Consider the following 18061-nt stretch of genomic DNA (forward strand, 5'->3'; position numbering starts at 1 on the left):
TTCACCGGCATGACGCAAAACGGACGCTTCGGCGTCCGTTTCCTTTTGTCGCGGTGCGTCGCGTTAATACGGGCAGGCGCGGCCGGGCCGATCCATTAGAATCGTCCGAACGTGCGATGCGCGCAGCCGGCAGCCACGGCGCGCTCATCGCGAACTTCCACGCGAGCGCCCTGCCTTCCCGTTGCCCGTCATGACCGCATCCCCGCTCCGCCTGCCTACCGCCCTGCGCTCGCTGTTCCGCCCGCTGCTCGATCCGTATCGCCGCTACCGGCACGCCAAGCTGATCCACGCCGCGCGCGTCGCGCTCAGTGTGCTGGTGTCGATCGCATTGTCCACCGGGCTCAACATCCCGCACGGCGAATGGTCGTCGATCACGGTGCTGATCGTGATCGGCGGGCTCCAGCATCACGGCAATATCCGCAAGAAGGCGGCCGAGCGCGCGCTCGGCACCACCATCGGCGCCGTGGCCGGGCTGGCGCTGATCGTGCTGCAATCCACGCTGCATGTCTCGATCGTCACGTACCTGGTGATGAGCGTGCTGTGCGGGCTCTGCGCCTATTACGCGATCGGCAAGGCCGGCTATGTCGCGCTGCTGTCGGCGATCACGATCCTGATCGTGGCCGGGCACGGCGACAACGAGATCGTCGACGGGCTGTGGCGCGCCGTGAACGTGATCGTCGGAATCGGCATCGCGCTGGCGTTCTCGTTCGCGCTGCCGCTGTACGCCACCTACTCGTGGCGCTACAAGCTGGCCGATTCGCTGCGCGCCTGCGCGGTGGTGCATGCGCGGATCGTCAGCGCGCAAACGGTCAGCTATACGGCTCATCTGAAGGAAATGGCCGCGATGAACGCGCTGCTGGTGCAGATGCGTTCGCTGATGCCGTGGGTGTCGAAGGAAACCGATATCACGATGGCGCAGCTCGACGCGATCCAGCGCTCGCTGCGGCTCGTGATCAGCTCGCTCGAAATGCTGGCGAGCGTGCAGCCGGCCGATGGCGACGTGGCCGGCCGCCACTACGTGCAGACGGCGCAACGCCCGCTGAACCGCCGCATCCACGGCCTGCTGATCGGGCCGAGCCGCGCGCTGAAATTCGGCACGCTGGCGCGCCTGCAGCCGCTGCCGGCCGTCAGTGCCCCGGCCGACGGCGAGGTGCCCGCGCAGTTGTCGGGCTTCGTGTCGATCAACGACAAGATCGCGCGCGAATGCGACGTGATGCGTCAGCGTCTGCAGGACGTGGCGGCACAGTGGTACATCTGACACGGCGCGCGTGAGGAGGCAGGCATGGTGACGAAGGATTCCGCCGGCGGCAGCGACGACGCCTCGGCCCTGATCGACGCCCGCATCGCCGAACTCGACGACTGGCGCGGCGCCGCGTTGGCCCGCATGCGCGCGCTGATCCGGCAGGCCGACCCGGACGCGATCGAGGAATGGAAATGGAGAGGCACGCCGGTGTGGTCGCACGACGGCATCCTGTGCACCGGCGAATCCTACAAGGCGGTGGTCAAGCTGACGTTCGCCCAAGGCGCGGCGCTGGCCGATCCGGCCGGCTTGTTCAACGCGAGCCTCGACGGCAAGGTGCGGCGCGCGATCGACATCCGCGAAGGTGAACAGGTGGACGAGGCCGCCTTCGTCGCGTTGATCCGGGAGGCCGTCGCGCTCAATCGGGCGAACCGGCAGGCCAAGGCCGCGGCCAAACCCCAACGTCCCAAAGCGGCCGGGTAATCCGGCGCGCTCCGCCTCCCCTCAAGCGCTCAATACCGCGACAACCGGTTGCCCGCGTCGATCCGCACGTGGTCGCCGGGTTGCCAATCGCCTGCGCCGGGCACGTCGAAGCCGCGCATCGTGCCGTCCGAGAGTTGCACGTCGATCCGATAGCCGGACGGTGCATTCATCTGCTGCCCCACCTGATTGCCGACCGCCGCGCCGCCCAGCGCGCCGATCACGGTGGCCGCGCTGCGGCCGTGGCCATGACCGATCTGATTGCCGAGCACGCCGCCGACGAGTGCGCCGACCACCGTGCCCGCCACGCCCGACGGGCTGGTGCCGCCGCCGATCGGACGGATCGCCGCGATGGTGCCGTATTGCACGCCGTAGCCGGGCTGCGCATACGACGGCTGCCCGTAGCCCGCTTGCGGGGGCTGCGCGCCGTACGGTTGCGTGCCGGGTTGCGGATACGGCGGCTGACCGGACGAATCGTCGGGCTGCCCGTAGCCGGGCGGCGGGCTCGGTGGCGGATAGGCGGACGGCCCCACGTTGCCGGGTTGGCCTTGGTAGCCCTGTTGACCTTGATAACCCGGCTGGCCTTGATATCCCTGTTGGCCGCCATAGCCGGGCTGGCCGGGTTGCGGGCCGTCGTCGTCCGAATCGTCAGGCGGCGGTGCCGCGTCGGGCGGCGGGTAACCGCTCTGCCCGTTCATGTTCGGTGCATTCGGCGCAGGCTGCGCGTCGCCGTAGCCGGGCTCACCGTATGGCTGCGAGTTCGGCTGCGACTGATACGGCTGCGATTGATACGGCTGCGATTGATACGGCTGAGCCTGCTGCGGTTGCGGCTGATAAGGCTGCGCATTCGGTTGCGCATACAACGGGTTCGTCTGACCGTATGGCGGCGGCACGTAACCGGGCGCATCGGCACCACGCTGCGGGTAACCGGGTTGATCGGGCGGCGGCGGCGCGCTGACGGGCGGATACGCGGGCGCGCCGTCGTCGTCCCGATTCGAATCGCCTTGCTGCGCCGGCGCATAGCCGCCCTGCCCTCCGCCGACGTATTGATCGTTGCCGTCGTAAAGCCCGGCCGCGAAGCTCGCGCTCGCCGGCAGCACCAGCGCCGCGGGCAGCAGCCACGCGGCGCGAGCCAGCAACGGCCTCAAGCGCAAACGCGAAGAAAAACGATGCAACGCGGGGGGAAATCGTAAGGAGTGAAAGCCATCGTCGTGGCGGGCCGCATGCGCCCGCGATCGGGGATCAACGCCACGAGTATAGGGAACGGCCGGTGGCGGCCCGCCCGGATTCGGGTAACGATCTGTAAAGTCTGTTGCCGCCGCAATGATGCAGCGCGGCAGCGGCGCGCGCGCTTCGGCATAATGGCGTCACGCCCGTCGCGCGGACGGCTCGCGCGCAACCCGCGCCCTTGCCTGCCGCGTCATCCGGCCCCGTCCTTGCCACCGGAGCATGCCGCATGTACCCACCCGTCGAACCCTACGCCCATGGTTATCTCGATACCGGCGACGGTCATCGTCTGTACTGGGAGCGCTGCGGCACGCCGGGCGCCAAGCCGGCCGTGTTCCTGCACGGCGGCCCCGGCGCCGGCAGCGGGCCGAATCATCGCCGGCTGTTCGACCCGGCGCGCTACGACGTGCTGCTGTTCGACCAGCGCGGCTGCGGCCGCTCGACGCCGCACGCGAGCCTCGAGAACAACACCACGCCGCATCTGGTCGCCGATATCGAACGGCTGCGCGAGATGATCGGCGTGGAGCGCTGGCTGGTGTTCGGCGGCTCGTGGGGCAGCGCGCTGGCGCTGGCCTATGCGCAAGCGCACGCCGAGCGCGTCAGCGAACTGGTGGTGCGCGGCATCTTCACGCTGCGCCGCGCCGAGCTGCTCTGGTATTACCAGGAAGGCGCGTCGTGGCTGTTCCCCGATCTCTGGGATGCGTTCCTCGCGCCGATTCCCGAAGGCGAGCGCGGCGATCTGATGGCCGCCTATCACCGCCGTCTGACCGGCGACGACGAAGCCGCCAAGCTCGCCGCCGCGCGCGCCTGGAGCCTGTGGGAAGGCCGCACCATCACGCTGCTGCCGAACCCGGCTCTAGCCGCCGCGTTCGACGACGCGCACTACGCGCTGGCGTTCGCGCGCATCGAGAATCACTACTTCGTCAATCGCGGCTTTGTCGAGGAAGGACAACTGCTGCGCGACGCGCACAAGCTCGCCGGCATCCCGGGGGCGATCGTGCAGGGGCGTTACGACGTCGCCACGCCGGCGCGCAGCGCGTGGGAACTCGCCAAGGCCTGGCCGCAAGCGAGCTTCGAACTCGTGCCCGACGCGGGCCATGCGTACGACGAGCCGGGCATCCTGAAGGCGCTGCTCGCCGCCACGGACCGCTTCGCCGGCGCCTGATGCACGCGCGCACCCATTTTTCCGACGCCGCCCGCCAGCGCGGCGTCACCCAACAATCCGTCAAGCAACCGAGGTCAGGCCGTGGTGGTCGGTGAACGTTTCAACAGCATTTCGCATCTCGTCGGTGCCCTGCTTTCCGTGGCCGGGCTGGCCACGCTCGTCACGATGGGCGCGCTCAAGGGCGACCCGTATCGCGTGGTCAGCGCGAGCATCTACGGCGCGGCGCTGCTCGTGCTTTACGGGGTGTCGACGCTCTATCACTTCGTCAACACGCCGCGCCTGAAGGCGATCCTGCAGAAATGCGACCACTCGGCGATCTACCTGCTGATCGCCGGCAGCTACACGCCGTTTACGCTGATCGCGCTGCGCGGGCCGTGGGGCTGGACGCTGTTCGGGGTGGTGTGGGGGCTGGCGCTGTTCGGCATCGTCCAGGAACTGACGCTCGGGCGCCGCACGCGGATCGTCTCGATGGTGCTCTACGTGCTGATGGGCTGGCTCGGCGTGATCGCCATGCGGCCGCTGATGGCCGCGCTGTCGCCCGATGGCGTGGCCTGGCTGGTGGCCGGCGGCGTGCTCTACAGCGCCGGCATCTACTTCTTCATCAACGACGAGCGGATCCGCCACGGCCACGGCATCTGGCACCTGTTCGTGCTCGGCGGGAGCCTGTGCCAGTTCATCAGCGTGGCCGTCTACATCATGTGAGTTTTTCGACGCGCAGCAGCGAGCAGCACCACGCATAGCTCGCCTCCACATGCACGATCATCGCGAGGCGCGCGCGTTCGCCGTCGCGTGCGAGCAGCGCCTGCACGAGCGCGGAATGATCCATGCAGGCCACCCGCGCCGGATGCCGGACGATCGGCAACGACGCGTACACCGCCCCGAACGCCTCCTGAATCGCCTGTTCCTGCTCGACCAGATGCCGCGAGCCGCTCGCTTCGGCGATCAGCAGGTGCAGACGCGCATCGGCGGCGCGGCGCAGGTCGACATCGAGCATGCCCGCCACGAAACCCTGCGCCGCGGCCTCGATCGCACCGAGCTGCAACGCCGACGCGCGGCGCGCCGCGAGCAGGCAGGTTTCGCCCGACACGGCGCGCCGCCAGTCGGCCAGGCTGCGCAGTTGCGCCGCATCGATGCGGCGTTCGAGCGCCATGCTGTGCAGCCGGTCGCGGATGTCGGGCGCGACGAACGTGCCACCGAAACGGCCGCGCTCGGTGGTAACGAGGCCCAGATCACGCACCACGATCAGCGCACTGCGCAGCGAGTGGCGCGGCACGCCGTACGATTGCGCGAGTTGCGCCTCGTCGGGCAGCTTGGCGCCGGCCCGTAGTTCGCCGCTGCTCAGGGCGTCGAGCAGGCGTTCGAGGATCGCATCGGTGGCGCTGGCGCGGGCCGACGCCGTGGTTGATGAAGCGGCGTGGAGAGGTTCGGACATGCGTCGGGAGCGGATCGCGGAGATCGTCTCGTCTGAAGAATGGCGCAGTATGGCACGCCTGCGCGTTCGGCATAATATGGATCAAATTCAGCGCCCGGCATCGCCGCCGCCCCTCTGGTCGGGCATCACGGCAGGCGATGGTTTCGCGGTGCAGCGGCCCCGTGCGCGACGCGCCCGTAACAGGATGCGTGCCCGCGTTCAGCGCAGGTCCGTCAGCAACTGCTCGGCCAGGAAATCGCAGGGCGGCCGCGCCGAATTCGCGCTGCGCGCGAGCACCACTTCCACCTCGCCGAGCGACGGCAGCCCTTCCGCCTCGCCCACCGCCTGCAGATGCGCCGGCATGCTGCAGCGCGCGAGCGGCGCGATCGCCAGCCCCGCCTCCACCATGCTGATCACGCCGAGCAGGCTCGGGCTTTCATACGACATCCGGTACTTGATGCCGGCCTGGTTGAGCGTGCCGACCGCCCGCGCCCGCGCGGCGCTGCCCTGCGAAAACACCGCGATCGGCAACGGCCGCTCGTTCCACACTGCCGCATTGCCCGGCAGCGCGGCCCACACGATCGGCTCGTGGCGGATGAACTCGGCCGGCATGCCGCGGGTGCGCGTCATGCACGCCAGATCGACCGTGTTGTCCTTGATCAGCGGCACCAGCGCGCTGCTCGGCAGGCCGATCACGCGAATCTCCACGCGCGGATGCGCCTGCGCGAACTGGCGCAGCACCGAGGGCAGCAGCGTGGAAGCATAGTCGTCCGGCACGCCGATCGTCACGCGCCCGCGCACTTCCGGGCGCACCACGGCGGCCCAGGCCTCCTCGCGCATCGCCAGCATGCGCCGCCCGCATTCGACGATGGTGCGGCCGTCGGCCGTGATCGTCAGGCTGCGCGTGCTGCGCTCGAACAGCGGCTTGCCGAGCGCATCCTCCAGCGCCTTGACCTGCATGCTGACCGCCGAGGACGACCGATGCACGGCCTCGGCTGCGCGCGCGAACGAACCGGTATCGGCGATCGCCACCACCATTTCCAGCACGTCGAGATCGAGCTTTTTCATATTCGTCAGAAAGGCTGAGCAATGCGTTCAGTTTAATCCGTTTTACTGAGCATCCTCGCCGGCCGATACTCGGTTTCACCGGGGCGCGCCGCGCGCCGACAGACGCGCAAGGATGCAACAGTCATGAGTACGATGGTCGAATTCGTCACGGTGGGCGGGATGCTGGCGGTCACGCCGGGGCCGAACATGGTTTGCGTGATGTCGCGCTCGGTGTCGCAAGGCCGCCGCGCGGGCCTGATCTCGCTGGCCGGCGTGATGCTCGGCTATCTGACCTACATGTTCGGCGCGGCCTTCGGCATCACGGCGATCTTCCTGACGATTCCGGGCGCGGCGCGCACGCTGGCCGCGGTCGGCGCGCTGTATCTGGCGCATCTGGCCTGGCAGGCGGTGCGCCCCGGCGGCCGCTCGCCGCTCGAAATGCGCACCCAGCCGCCCGAGCAGCCGGGCCGGCTGGTGGCGATGGGCGCGGCCACCAGCCTGCTCAACCCGAAGCTCGCGATGACGTTTCTGTCGCTGCTGCCGCAGTTCATCGACCACCACGCCAGCAGCAGCGTGTTCCAGCAGTCGGTCACGCTGGGCTCGGCGCTGATCGTGGTGTTCGCGACGGTGAACGGCGCGGTGGCGCTGTCGTCGGCGTCGCTGGCAGGGTTTCTCACCGCGCGGCCGCGCTGGCTGCTGGCGCAGCGTTGGGCGATGGCGGCGATGCTGTTCACGCTGGCGGTGCGGATGGCGCTCGACGCGTGGCATTGGGGGGCGTAGCGGCGGGCGCGTCGTCGGGAAACAGGTGCGCGCACATGAAATCGACGAACACGCGCAGCTTCGGCGAAAGCTGCCGGCTCGACGGCCACAGCACCGAGAACTGCCCCGGCGCGAGCGTAGGCGCATCGAGCACCTCGACCAGCGCCCCGCTCGCCAGCGCATCGCGCGTCAGGAAATCGGGCATGAAGCCGATTCCGAACCCGGCGATCACCGCGCCGCGCAGCGCCTCCATGTTGTTGCAGGTCATCGCGGTGCGCAGGCCGGGCGGCTCGCCGCCGTCGGGCAGCAGCGCCCACGGTTGCAGCTTGCCGGTGGTCGGGAAGCGGTAGCGCACACAATCGTGCGCGGCCAGATCGGCCAGCGCGCGCGGCACGCCGGCTCGCGCCGCATAGCCGGGCGAGGCGCACAACACGAAGCGGAACGGCCCGAGCCGCCGCGACATCAGGCTCGAATCGCTGAGCGTGCCGCTGCGAATCACCGCGTCGAAACCACCCTCCACCACGTCCACCAGGCGATCGTTGAAGTCGAGATCGAGCTCGATGTCGGGGTAGCGCGCGCTGAACGCCGGCAGCACCGGCAACAGGAAGCGGTAGCCGATCACGGGCAGGCTCACGCGCAGCCGGCCGCGCGGCGTTTGCGCCGCCTCCGACAGCATCGCCTCGGCCTCGCGCAGATCTTCGAGGATGCGATGGCAGCGCTCGTGAAAATGCCGGCCCTCCTCGGTCAGCGTGACGCGCCGTGTAGTGCGGTGGAACAGCCGCACGCCGAGCGAGCGCTCGAGCCGCGCGATGGTCTTGCCGACCGCCGAGGCCGAAATGCCGAGCTTGTGCCCGGCCGCGACAAAACTCAGGGTTTCCGCCGTGCGCACGAAGGCGACGATGCCGTTCAGGTTGTCCATGCCGGTTCGATATCCGTAGTTCATTAATATTGCGGAATTCAACTCCGCTATCCACGGAATCCTACGGTGTTTTTCATCGATTGAATCCGAATTATCGTCTGTCGCTCTGGCTACAACGTCTCGCAACCGCGAGGCGGCGGCCGCTTCGACAGGAACCCCGATGTCCGATGCCTCCTTCCACTCCGCCTCGCCGCCGGCCCGCCGGCTGATCGTGCTCGGCGCCGTCTGCCTGGCCGCGCTGGCGCTGCCGCTGGCGTTTTCCGGTGGCGCGGTGGCCACGCCCGCCATCGGCCGCGACCTCGGCGGCGGCCCGGTCGCCGCGGCCTGGATCACCAACGCGTTCATGCTCGCGTTCGGCAGCCTGCTGATGGCGGCTGGCACGCTGGCCGACCGATTCGGCCGCAAGCGCCTGTTCGTGATCGGCGTGGCCGGCTTCACGCTGGCCTCGCTCGCGCTCGGCTTCGCGCCGACCATCCTCGCCGTCGACCTGCTGCGCGCCGCGCAGGGCGTGGCCGCCGCGGCCGCGCTGGCCGGCGGCACCGCCGCGCTCGCGCAGGAATTCGACGGCGCGGCGCGCACCCGCGCGTTCAGCACGCTCGGCGCGACGTTCGGCATCGGCCTCGCGTTCGGGCCGGTGCTGGCCGGCTGGCTGATCGCGCAGTTCGGCTGGCGCGCGATCTTCGTGACGGGGGCGGTGGCCGGTGCGCTATCGCTCGGCCTGGGCGCGTCGCGCCTGCGCGAATCGCGCGATCCGCACGCGCGCCGCCTCGATCGCGCCGGCACGGTGAGCTTCACGGCCGCGCTCGGCTGCTTCACGTGGGGCCTGATCGAGGCACCCACGCGCGGCTGGGCGTCGCCGGTCGTGGTCGGGTTGCTGGCGGCGTTCGTGCTGGGAGCGGCGGCATTCGTGATCGTCGAGTTGCGCGCCGAACGGCCGATGCTCGACCTGTCGCTGTTCCGCTACCCGCGCTTCGTCGGTGTGCAGGTGCTGCCGATCGCCACCTGCTACTGCTACATCGTGCTGCTGGTGGTGCTGCCGCTGCGCCTGATCGGCGTGGACGGCTACGACGAGATCCACGCCGCCTGGCTGATGCTGGCGCTGTCCGCGCCGATGCTGGTGGTGCCGTTCGTGGCGGCCATGCTGACGCGCTGGCTGTCGGCCGGGGCAATCTCGGGAATCGGGCTGGTGATCGCGGCGGCCGGCCTGCATCTGCTGGCGGCCGCACTGCGCGGCGGCCACGATGCGGAAGCGATCGGGCCGATGTTGATGATCGGCGTGGGGGCGGGGCTGCCGTGGGGCTTGATGGACGGCCTGTCGATCAGCGTCGTGCCGAAATCGCGTGCGGGCATGGCGGCCGGCATCTTCAGCACGACGCGGGTGGCCGGCGAAGGCATTGCGCTGGCGATCGCGGGCGCCCTGCTCGCGGCGCTGACGCAACCCGGCCTGCACCGCGCGGCCCCGGCTGCCGCGCCGGCCGCCATCACCGAAGCCGCCGCGCGGCTCGCCACCGGGGATCTGGCCAGCGCCGCCGCGCGCCTGCCGGGGGTGGCCCCGGCCGCGCTGCGGGCCGCGCATCACGCGGCGTTCGGCCAGTTGCTCGATGCGCTGACGGCCATCACCGTGCTGTGCGCGATGGCGGCGTTTGCGTTCCTGAGCCGCGTGCGGGTGGACGACGCGCCGATGGGCGATGCGCCACCCGCCGCACCGGTGCCGAAAGGCGGCTGACCGCCCGCGCCCGAGCGCCGAACCCTGCCGGGCCGCGCCGATTGGAATCCGGCTTGGCAGGCGGCGGTATTTTTCTTTATCATGGCGCTTGCATCCAGAGTCGGGCTTCCCGACGCCAACCTGCCTACCCGGGCAAGGTGGACGCCTTCAGGCGATGCGGCCGATAGTCGGCAACGAAACGGGAGCGGCATGGCCAGCACCGGTTCGAACTACCTCTTTACCGGAGCTTGCATGCAGCAGTCTTCCCGCCTTTCTTCCGTGGCAGAACTGATCGCCGATTCCTCGCTGTGTCTGCCCGGCTTCAAGCTGACGCACCGTTTCCATATCGTTTCTCTCGCCCATGGCGACGCCGCCGCGCGTGTGAGCGCCTATCTGGCCGAGCAAGGCGCTCGCGCCGACAGCGCGCCCGCCCTGCGCTGCCGCGAACTGCTGACGCAAACGCTGGTGCTCGACGGCATCGGTGAACGCCGTGCCCGCGCGCTGCGCGAGCAACTGCTCGCGATCGATGGCGTGCAACGGATTCGGCTCGAACATTGTTTCGTGCGCGACGACGCGCCGGCCGACGACGCAGCCGACCTCGGCCGCCCCGTCAGCGTGACAACCGCCTGAAGCGGCCCGAGCAGGCGATGGCGGGCCAGCGCGCCGCGCCGTTCGTGCTTCAGGCCGCGCCGCCCTTGGCCACAGCTTCCGGCTCGATCGGCTCCACCGTCACCCCGACCGTCAGCACCTGATCCGCGCCGCCGCCGCGAATCACGCCGCGCAACGGCGTGACATCGGCGTAATCGCGGCCGACCGACAGCATCACGTAATCGTTGCCCGGCGCGCGATCGTTGGTCGGATCGAGCTGCAACCAGCCGCCATCCTCGGGCCAGGCCGGATCGTAGACTTCCACCCACGCATGCGAGGCGTCCGCGCCGATCAGGCGCGGCTGCCCCGGCGGCGGCTGGGTCAGCAGATAGCCGCTGACATAACGCGCGGCCAGCCCGATCGAGCGCATCGCGCCGATCATCACATGCGCGAAATCCTGACAAACGCCCTTGCGCAAGGCCAGCGCGGCCAGCGCCGTGGTGTTCACGTCGGTGCTGTTCGGCGTGTAGGCGAACTCGGCATGAATGCGCCGCATCAGGTCCCACGCGGCCTGCACGAGCAGCCGGTCCGCCGTGAAGCTGTGGGCGGCGTAGGCGGCCAGATCGGGATGGCAGGCCACGTGCTGGGACGGAAACACGAATTCGCTGGCCGCGTCGTACGGCGCGCCGGCGCGGTACGTCAGCCGCTCGCGCACCGCTTCCCAACGGCTGGCGGTGCCGGCCTCGGGCGTGGCGATCGACGCCGGCGGTTCGCCGCGCTTGCCGGCCGACAGCTTCGGCGGGCTCACGCGCACCACGCTCTGGCTGCGCACGAACAGCTCCTCATGCGGCTGGTTCAGCGCGAACGAGGTGCGCTGGTTGCCGAACGCGTCGATCTCCACGCCGATGCCCTCGGGCAGCGGCTCGATCGCGAGCGCGAAATCGATCAGTTGCTGGCGCGGCAAGTCGAGCGGCCGCAAACGCGCCTGATGTTGCGCCGATTCGACGCGCGCCGCGTAACGATAGCGCGTGTCGTGCGTGACGCGCAGCGTGCGCGGCTCGGTGACGGACACGGCCGGAGCTGCGGCAACAACGGCGGCCGCGGCCACGGTCGCCGCGCCACCGGCCGGCACGGCGCCCGCCTTTTTCGGCGGCTCCGCATCGTGCGCCGCCGCGCTGTCGGCCGCGCGACCCGCGCGCTTGGCCACTTCGCCAGCTTTTCCGCTCATCCCCATAGCGACCTGCCCGATTCCCGCACGTGACTGAAATATCGCTCGCCGATCCGATTCGACAGCTCCCACGCCGCACGGCCGGTGGCCTGAAGCCGCTCCAGCAGCACCGCATGGCGGCCGTCCTCGTCGGTTTCGCAAAGCGCGTGCAACGACCAGCTTCCGATGTCGGGCATGGTCTCGGTCAGTTCCGACAGCGCATACCCCTCGCCATGCTCGACCTTGGTCAGCCGGCCCTGCATCTTTTGCACGACCCAAGCCAGCGAGCGCGGGTTGTCGCCGTCGAGCACCACCAGCGACAGCAGCGGCGCGACGTCGAAGCAGCGCTGGAACTGCGAGCGGAACGTGATGGTGCTGTCGAACAGTTCGAGCACGAGTTCGAAGCCGTCCTGCTTGGTGGCGGCGCCGTCCTCGAAAGCGAAACGCAGCACGCTCGACAGGAAATCGACGCGATCGATCTGCCGGCCGATCGACAGCAGCCGCCAGCCGTCGTCGCGCGTCATGTTGTCGGTCTGCGCGCCGGTGATGGCGGTCAGCAGCAGGTTCAGGCGGTCGAGCATGTGCAGCGCGGCGTTGCCGAGCTGCTCCTCGGGCTCATCCTCGCCTGCGCTGCCCGGCTCGTCGAACAATTGCGTGGCGTCGTCGACCAGGCGCCACTGATCGCGCGAGAGCCGCTCGCGGATCGCGGCCGCCGCGCCGCGCATGCCGAACACGCAGGCGGCGATGCCGGTGCCGTGATCGGCGCGGCGCGACAGCGTGCGTGCCAGCGCCTGCTGGAAATCGCGCGGCGAGGCGGCGGCCGATTGCGTCTCGGCCGGAATCAGGCCGTTCTCGCGGCACAGCGCGTCGAGCAGTTCGAGGTGGGCCGGGCTGTCGACGTCGTCCTCGCCGCGCAGCCGCTCGAACGCGGCGCGCGCCAGGCGGATCAAATTGACGGCACGCTCGGTGTAGCGGCCGAGCCAGAACAGGTTCTCGGCGGCGCGGCTCGAAATCGTGCGCGGCCGCGCGACCAGATCGTCGGGACCGAGATGCGTCTGCAGCATCGTGGTCGGATCGATCGCGCCTTCGGTGATCACCCAGGTGTCGACGCTGCTGCCGCCACGCGGCATCGGCGCATTGAACAGTTCGTCGCGGCTGCCCACGCGCGACAGCCCGCCCGGCAGCACGCGCCACGAACCGGCCCCGTCGGCCATCGCGAACACGCGCAGCATCAACGGCTTGGGCACGATCCGCGCGCCGCCTTCATAGGCATGCGCGCTGCTCGGCCAGGTGGGCGCCTGCGACGGCGGCAGGTCGGACTGCACGACGTAATGCGCCGGATTGGCGAGAATCCGCGCGCGCCATTCGGCCAGTTGCTGCGAGGTCAGCCGCGCCCCGAGCACCGGGTCGAAACGGCCGCCCGCCTGCGCGTTCGGCGGATAGGCGGGCTTGATGATGGCACGTGCGAGTTGCGGCAGCGCGTCGGCGCAGGCCGCGGCCTCGCCGCACCACCAGGTGGGCAGCGCCGGGAGCGCCAGCGGCTCGCCCAGCACCTGTTCGGCCAGCTTCGGCAGGAAGCCGAGCACGCCCGGCGATTCGAGGAAGGCCGAGCCGGGCGCGTTGGCCAGCAGCACGTTGCCGGCGCGCACGGCCTGCAGCAGGCCCGGCACGCCGAGCATCGAATCGGGACGCAGTTCCAGCGGGTCGAGCCATTCGTCGTCGACCCGGCGCAGGATGCCGTGCACCGGCTCCAGCCCGCTCAGCGTCTTCAGGTAGACATGGTTGTCGCGCGCGGTCAGATCGCCGCCCTCGACCAGCGTCAGGCCCAGATAGCGCGCCAGATAGGCGTGCTCGAAATAGGTCGGCGCATGGCGGCCCGGCGTCAGCAGGACGATCCGCGAATTCTTCTTGGCCGGGCTCATGTCCTGCATGCTGTGCAGCAGCGCGCGGTAGCTGGCCGCCAGCCGCTGCACGCGCAGGCCGCGGAACGCGCGCGGAAACAGCCGCGAGACGATCACGCGGTTTTCGAGCAGGTAGCCGAGCCCGGTCGGCCCCTGCGTGTGCTGGGCCACCAGCCGCCACTGGCCGTCCGGCCCGCGCATCAGGTCGAACGCGGCCAGGTGCAGCCACATGCCGCCCGGCACGGACGCACCGCGCATCGGCCGCAGGTAGCCGGGGTGGCCGGTGACCAGCGCCGGCGGCAGCAGCCCCTGTTCGAGCAGGCGCTGCTCGCCATAGACGTCGGCCATGACCGCGTTGAGCAGCCGCATCCGTTGCAGCGCGCCCTGTTCGATCTGGGTCCAGTCGTCGGGCGCGACGATCATCGGCAGCAGATCGAGCGACCAGGGCCGCCCCGCGCTGCTGCCGGCGTTGGGATCGTGCAGTTGGTAGGCCAGCCCGTTCTCGCGCATGCGGCGTTCGAGCGCCTCGGCGCGACGGTCGAGGTCGGCGAAGCCGACGCTGCCGAGCTGGGTGAAGAATTCGCGCCAGACCGGCGCGAGCGCGGCCGTCTGCAACGCGGCGGTGCCGCCGCGCAACTCGTCGTAGCGGCCTGTCACCGCCGGGGCGGCCAGCGCAGCGCCGAGTTCGGCGGCGTCCTGGATCGATCCTGTGTCGAAGAGCGTATGCATGGCGTCGTCGGCGGCCAGATCGTCGGTAATTTGGGAAAGCACGGTGTTCGTTTCGTCAGCCTGGGGCGGTTCGCCACGTCGGTCGCGGACCCCGCGTCCGCGGCGTGCGCCGCCCTTCGAGGCGGAATCCTAACATCCCGCCAAGTCGATACCGGCCGGGATGGTGCAATCGCCCCACCCCGGCCGGCTCGCCCCGGCCTCAGTCGCGTCGCAAATCGAGCGTGAACGGGAATTCGCGGCTCGGCGCGGCCGGCTCCACGTCCATCCGGCCCGGCGTGTGGCCGATCGACACGAAGCGCGCGAGCCGCCGGCTTTCCGCCTCGTAGGCATTGACCGGGAACGTCGCGTAGTTGCGGCCGCCCGGGTGCGCGACGTGATAGCGGCAGCCGCCCAGCGAGCGATGCATCCACGTATCGACGATGTCGAACGTCAGCGGCACATGCACGCCGAGCGTCGGATGCAGCGCCGACGGCGGCGCCCACGCCTTGTAGCGCACCCCCGCCACATATTCGCCGGCCGTGCCGGTCGGCTGCAACGGCAGCGCGCGGCCATTGACCGTCACCACGTGGCGGTTGTCGTTCAGCCCGCTGACCAGCACCTCCAGCCGCTCCAGCGAGGAATCCACGTAGCGCACCGTGCCGCCGGTCGCGCCTTCCTCGCCCATCACGTGCCACGGCTCCAGCGCGCTGCGCAGGCTCAGCTCGATCCCCTTCACGGCCACCTGTCCGTACAGCGGGAAGCGGAACTCGAAGTGCGGCGCGAACCAGGCCGCGTCGAACGGGAAGCCCGCTTCGCGCACCTCGGTCATCACGTCGTCGAAATCCATCTTGACGAAGGCCGGCAGCATGAAGCGGTCGTGCAGCGCGGTGCCCCAGCGCGTCAGCGGCGTGCGGTACGGCGTATCCCAGAAACGGGCGATCAGCGCGCGCAGCAGCAATTGCTGCACGAGGCTCATCCGCGCGTGCGGCGGCATTTCGAACGCGCGCAGTTCGAGCAGGCCGAGGCGGCCGGTCGCCGAATCGGGCGAATACAGCTTGTCGATGCAGAACTCGGAGCGGTGCGTGTTGCCCGACACGTCGATCAGCAGGTTGCGCAGCACGCGATCGACCAGCCAGGGCGGCATGTCCTGGCCGAACAGCAGCTTGTTGCGCTCGATTTCCTTGAACGCGATATCGAGTTCGTAGACCTGATCGTTGCGGGCCTCGTCGACGCGCGGCGCCTGGCTGGTCGGCCCGATGAACATCCCGGAGAACAGATAGGACAGCGACGGATGGTTGTGCCAGTAGGCGATCAGGCTGGCCAGCAGGTCCGGGCGGCGCAGGAACGGGCTGTCGGCCGGGGTGGCGCCGCCGAGCACGAAGTGATTGCCGCCGCCGGTGCCCACGTGGCGGCCGTCGATCATGAACTTCTCCGACGACAGGCGCGTGCGCCACGCCGCGTCGTAGAGGAATTCGGTCTGCTGCACCAGTTGGCGGAAATCGTGCGCCGGGTGGATGTTCACCTCGATCACGCCCGGATCGGGCGTCACGGCCAGCACCGTCAGGCGCGGGTCGCGCGGCGGCGGGTAGCCTTCGAGAATCAGCTTCATGCCGAGCGCGCGCGCCGTCAGCTCGATCGCGCCGAGCAGGTCGAGGTAATCCTCCAGTTCCGCCAGCGGCGGCATGAACAGATACAGCACGCCCTGGCGCACTTCGGCGCACAGCGCGGTGCGCGTGATGTCCTTCGCCGATTCGAAGCGCGCCGGCGGGCGCAAAGCAGCGGCGGCGGCAGCAGCAGCGTCGTGCGCGGCGTGCGGCTGGCCGGGACGGCGGGCATCGCCCGCGCCGGCTGCCTCGGCGTCGAGCCGCGATTGCCACGCGGTGCGCGGCGCGGCGGCCGCGACGCGATGGCCGCCCACCAGATACGGCGGCGCATCGGCCGCGCCGAGATAACGCGCGCGCAGCATGTCGGCGGTCGGCAGCGGCGTGTGCGGCGCGAACGGGTCGCGCTCGACCAGGTACGGGAAATCGGTCTCGCTGACCCACGGCAGCGAATCGAGCGGCAGGCGATAGCCCATCGGCGAATCGCCGGGGAACAGGTACATGCGCTCGTCGCGGAAGAACCACGGGCCGGTTTCCCAGCGCGGCCCGGCCAGCTCCGGCGACTGCGGCAGCGCCTTGAGCGGCAGCACGTAGCCGATCACGGTGTCGAGCTTCTGCTCGAACACCTTGCGCAGCCGCGCGCGTTCGAGTTCGTCGTCGAGACGCGAGTCGAACGGATCGACGTTGACCGGCAGGCGGCGCTCGCGCCACAGGTAATACCAGGTGTCCTCGAAGCCGGGGCGAATGTGGTCGGTGCTCAGGCCGAGCCGGCCGGCCAGCGCGCGGATGAAGCGCTGGGCATCCTCGGTCGTGTAGCGGGACGGCTCGCGCTCGTCGGCGAACAGCGACGGGTCCTGCCAGACCGGCTCGCCGTCCTTGCGCCAGAACACCGACAGCGCCCAGCGCGGCAATTGCTCGCCCGGATACCACTTGCCCTGCCCGAAATGCAGGAAGCCGCCGTCGCCGTATTCGGCGCGCAGCTTCTGCACCAGCGAGGTGGCGTAGCCGCGCTTGGTCGGCCCGAGCGCATCGGTGTTCCACTCGGCGCCGTCGCGGTCCTCGATCGACACGAAGGTCGGCTCGCCGCCCTGCGTGAGGCGCACGTCGCCGGCCTGCAGCACGGCGTCCACGTTCGCGCCCAGTTCGAGCACGTCGGCCCATTGCGTCTCGGTGTACGGCTTGGTCACGCGCGGCGATTCGTAGATCCGCGTCACGCCCATCTCGTGCTCGAACGACACCTCGCATTCGTCGATCAGGCCCTCGACCGGCGCGGCGCTGGTGGGCTGCGGCGTGCAGGCGAGCGGGATATGCCCTTCGCCGGCCAGCAGGCCCGAGGTCGGATCGAAGCCGATCCAGCCCGCGCCCGGCAGATACACCTCGCACCACGCGTGCAGGTCGGTGAAATCGACTTCCGTGCCGCTCGGGCCGTCGAGCGATTTGACATCGGGCGTCAACTGGATCAGGTAGCCCGACACGAAACGCGCGGCCAGGCCCAGGTGACGGCACACCTGCACCAGCAGCCAGCCCGTGTCGCGGCACGAGCCGGAGCCGAGCGTCAGCGTTTCCTCGGGCGTCTGCACGCCCGGCTCCAGGCGCACCAGGTAGCGCACGTCGTTCTGCAACTGCTGGTTCAGCGCGACCAGGAAATCGATCGTGCCCTGCGGCTTGCGGTCCACCGTGGCCAGGTAGTCGCGAAACACCGGCGACGCGCTGGCCGCCGGATCGCAGACCAGATACGGCGCCAATTCATCGCGCAGGCCGGCATCGTAGGTGAATGGGAACTGGTCGGCCGACTCCTCCAGGAAGAAGTCGAACGGGTTGTAGACGGACATTTCCGCCACCAGGTCGATCGTGATCTCGAAGCCGAGCGTGCGCTCCGGGAACACCAGGCGGCCCATGTAGTTGGCGAACGGGTCCTGCTGCCAGTTCACGAAATGCTGCGCCGGCTCGACCTTCATCGAGTACGACAGGATCGGCGTCCGGCAATGGGGCGCGGGACGCAGCCGCACGATTTGCGGGCCGAGTCCGACGAGGCGGTCGTAGCGGTAACGGGTGGTGTGGTGTAGCGCGACGTGGATGGACATGTCAGGGTCGGTCGGTTCG

The 18061-nt window shown here is 69.8% G+C and carries 13 protein-coding genes, 1 pseudogene and 1 riboswitch; of the genes and pseudogenes, 7 read left to right on the top strand and 7 right to left on the bottom strand.

Features of this window, described 5'->3' with window-relative positions; all coding sequences use genetic code 11:
* Positions 1-190: 190 nt before the first annotated feature.
* Both AB4850_RS08600 and AB4850_RS08605 read left to right on the top strand, forming a co-directional pair.
* On the top strand, positions 191-1258 hold the full coding sequence (locus AB4850_RS08600) for an FUSC family protein (protein WP_414439400.1): 1068 nt from the start codon (positions 191-193) through the stop codon (positions 1256-1258).
* Positions 1259-1282: 24 nt separating this feature from the next.
* Positions 1283-1723, top strand: coding sequence for a DUF1801 domain-containing protein (locus AB4850_RS08605; RefSeq protein ID WP_414439401.1), 441 nt, complete (start codon positions 1283-1285; stop codon positions 1721-1723).
* Between the two features lie 29 nt (positions 1724-1752).
* Here AB4850_RS08605 and AB4850_RS08610 read toward each other — a convergent pair.
* Positions 1753-2295 (bottom strand): annotated as a pseudogene (locus AB4850_RS08610) (glycine zipper 2TM domain-containing protein); the annotation flags it as partial.
* An 881-nt stretch (positions 2296-3176) separates the two neighbouring features.
* On the opposite strand from AB4850_RS08610, the gene pip reads away from it, so the two are divergent.
* On the top strand, positions 3177-4112 hold the full coding sequence (gene pip, locus AB4850_RS08615; protein WP_414439402.1) for a prolyl aminopeptidase: 936 nt from the start codon (positions 3177-3179) through the stop codon (positions 4110-4112).
* An 81-nt stretch (positions 4113-4193) separates the two neighbouring features.
* Entirely contained in the window at positions 4194-4814 is a 621-nt protein-coding gene (gene trhA, locus AB4850_RS08620; protein ID WP_414439403.1) for a PAQR family membrane homeostasis protein TrhA, read from the top strand.
* Here trhA and AB4850_RS08625 read toward each other — a convergent pair.
* A complete protein-coding gene (locus tag AB4850_RS08625) occupies positions 4807-5544 on the bottom strand; it encodes a FadR/GntR family transcriptional regulator (RefSeq protein ID WP_414439404.1) in 738 nt (245 codons plus the stop codon). The genes trhA and AB4850_RS08625 overlap by 8 nt on opposite strands.
* Before the next feature lie 198 nt (positions 5545-5742).
* On the bottom strand, positions 5743-6591 hold the full coding sequence (locus tag AB4850_RS08630) for a LysR substrate-binding domain-containing protein (protein ID WP_414439405.1): 849 nt from the start codon (positions 6589-6591) through the stop codon (positions 5743-5745).
* Between the two features lie 123 nt (positions 6592-6714).
* On the opposite strand from AB4850_RS08630, the gene AB4850_RS08635 reads away from it, so the two are divergent.
* Entirely contained in the window at positions 6715-7350 is a 636-nt protein-coding gene (locus AB4850_RS08635) for a LysE family translocator (protein ID WP_414439406.1), read from the top strand.
* Here the strand turns inward: AB4850_RS08635 and AB4850_RS08640 are convergent.
* Positions 7301-8248 (bottom strand): LysR family transcriptional regulator, encoded by a 948-nt coding sequence (locus AB4850_RS08640; RefSeq protein ID WP_414439407.1) that lies wholly within the window; start codon positions 8246-8248, stop codon positions 7301-7303. The genes AB4850_RS08635 and AB4850_RS08640 overlap by 50 nt on opposite strands.
* Positions 8249-8408: 160 nt before the next feature.
* Here AB4850_RS08640 and AB4850_RS08645 point away from each other — a divergent pair, with 160 nt between their 5' ends.
* Both AB4850_RS08645 and AB4850_RS08650 read left to right on the top strand, forming a co-directional pair.
* The gene (locus AB4850_RS08645; RefSeq protein WP_414439408.1) at positions 8409-9974 is read left to right on the top strand and encodes an MFS transporter; all 1566 of its coding nucleotides are present in this window, start codon (positions 8409-8411) and stop codon (positions 9972-9974) included.
* Positions 9975-10059: 85 nt separating this feature from the next.
* A riboswitch (SAM-I-IV-variant riboswitch) is annotated at positions 10060-10162 on the top strand.
* Between the two features lie 43 nt (positions 10163-10205).
* On the top strand, positions 10206-10583 hold the full coding sequence (locus AB4850_RS08650; protein ID WP_414439409.1) for a hypothetical protein: 378 nt from the start codon (positions 10206-10208) through the stop codon (positions 10581-10583).
* 49 nt (positions 10584-10632) lie between these two features.
* On the opposite strand, the gene AB4850_RS08655 is transcribed toward AB4850_RS08650, so the two are convergent.
* From AB4850_RS08655 to AB4850_RS08665, 3 genes are all read right to left on the bottom strand, one after another.
* Positions 10633-11775, bottom strand: a complete 1143-nt coding sequence (locus AB4850_RS08655) for a transglutaminase family protein (protein ID WP_414439410.1) — start codon at positions 11773-11775, stop codon at positions 10633-10635.
* On the bottom strand, positions 11766-14378 hold the full coding sequence (locus AB4850_RS08660) for a circularly permuted type 2 ATP-grasp protein (RefSeq protein WP_414441989.1): 2613 nt from the start codon (positions 14376-14378) through the stop codon (positions 11766-11768). The genes AB4850_RS08655 and AB4850_RS08660 overlap by 10 nt, the downstream gene beginning before the upstream one ends.
* Before the next feature lie 199 nt (positions 14379-14577).
* The gene (locus tag AB4850_RS08665; RefSeq protein ID WP_414439411.1) at positions 14578-18042 is read right to left on the bottom strand and encodes a DUF2126 domain-containing protein; all 3465 of its coding nucleotides are present in this window, start codon (positions 18040-18042) and stop codon (positions 14578-14580) included.
* Between the last annotated feature and the right edge of the window lie 19 nt (positions 18043-18061).

This window comes from Burkholderia sp. 22PA0106 (genome assembly GCF_047497155.1).
GTDB lineage: Bacteria > Pseudomonadota > Gammaproteobacteria > Burkholderiales > Burkholderiaceae > Burkholderia.

Bases quoted from the DNA above. Each gene is read 5' to 3' on its own strand.
- AB4850_RS08600 (WP_414439400.1), top strand. From the start codon at position 191: ATGACCGCATCCCCGCTCCGCCTGCCTACCGCCCTGCGCTCGCTGTTC.
- AB4850_RS08605 (WP_414439401.1), top strand. From the start codon at position 1,283: ATGGTGACGAAGGATTCCGCCGGCGGCAGCGACGACGCCTCGGCCCTG.
- pip (WP_414439402.1), top strand. From the start codon at position 3,177: ATGTACCCACCCGTCGAACCCTACGCCCATGGTTATCTCGATACCGGC.
- AB4850_RS08625 (WP_414439404.1), bottom strand. From the start codon at position 5,544: ATGTCCGAACCTCTCCACGCCGCTTCATCAACCACGGCGTCGGCCCGC.
- AB4850_RS08630 (WP_414439405.1), bottom strand. From the start codon at position 6,591: ATGAAAAAGCTCGATCTCGACGTGCTGGAAATGGTGGTGGCGATCGCC.
- AB4850_RS08635 (WP_414439406.1), top strand. From the start codon at position 6,715: ATGAGTACGATGGTCGAATTCGTCACGGTGGGCGGGATGCTGGCGGTC.
- AB4850_RS08640 (WP_414439407.1), bottom strand. From the start codon at position 8,248: ATGGACAACCTGAACGGCATCGTCGCCTTCGTGCGCACGGCGGAAACC.
- AB4850_RS08645 (WP_414439408.1), top strand. From the start codon at position 8,409: ATGTCCGATGCCTCCTTCCACTCCGCCTCGCCGCCGGCCCGCCGGCTG.
- AB4850_RS08650 (WP_414439409.1), top strand. From the start codon at position 10,206: ATGCAGCAGTCTTCCCGCCTTTCTTCCGTGGCAGAACTGATCGCCGAT.
- AB4850_RS08655 (WP_414439410.1), bottom strand. From the start codon at position 11,775: ATGGGGATGAGCGGAAAAGCTGGCGAAGTGGCCAAGCGCGCGGGTCGC.
- AB4850_RS08660 (WP_414441989.1), bottom strand. From the start codon at position 14,378: ATGCATACGCTCTTCGACACAGGATCGATCCAGGACGCCGCCGAACTC.
- AB4850_RS08665 (WP_414439411.1), bottom strand. From the start codon at position 18,042: ATGTCCATCCACGTCGCGCTACACCACACCACCCGTTACCGCTACGAC.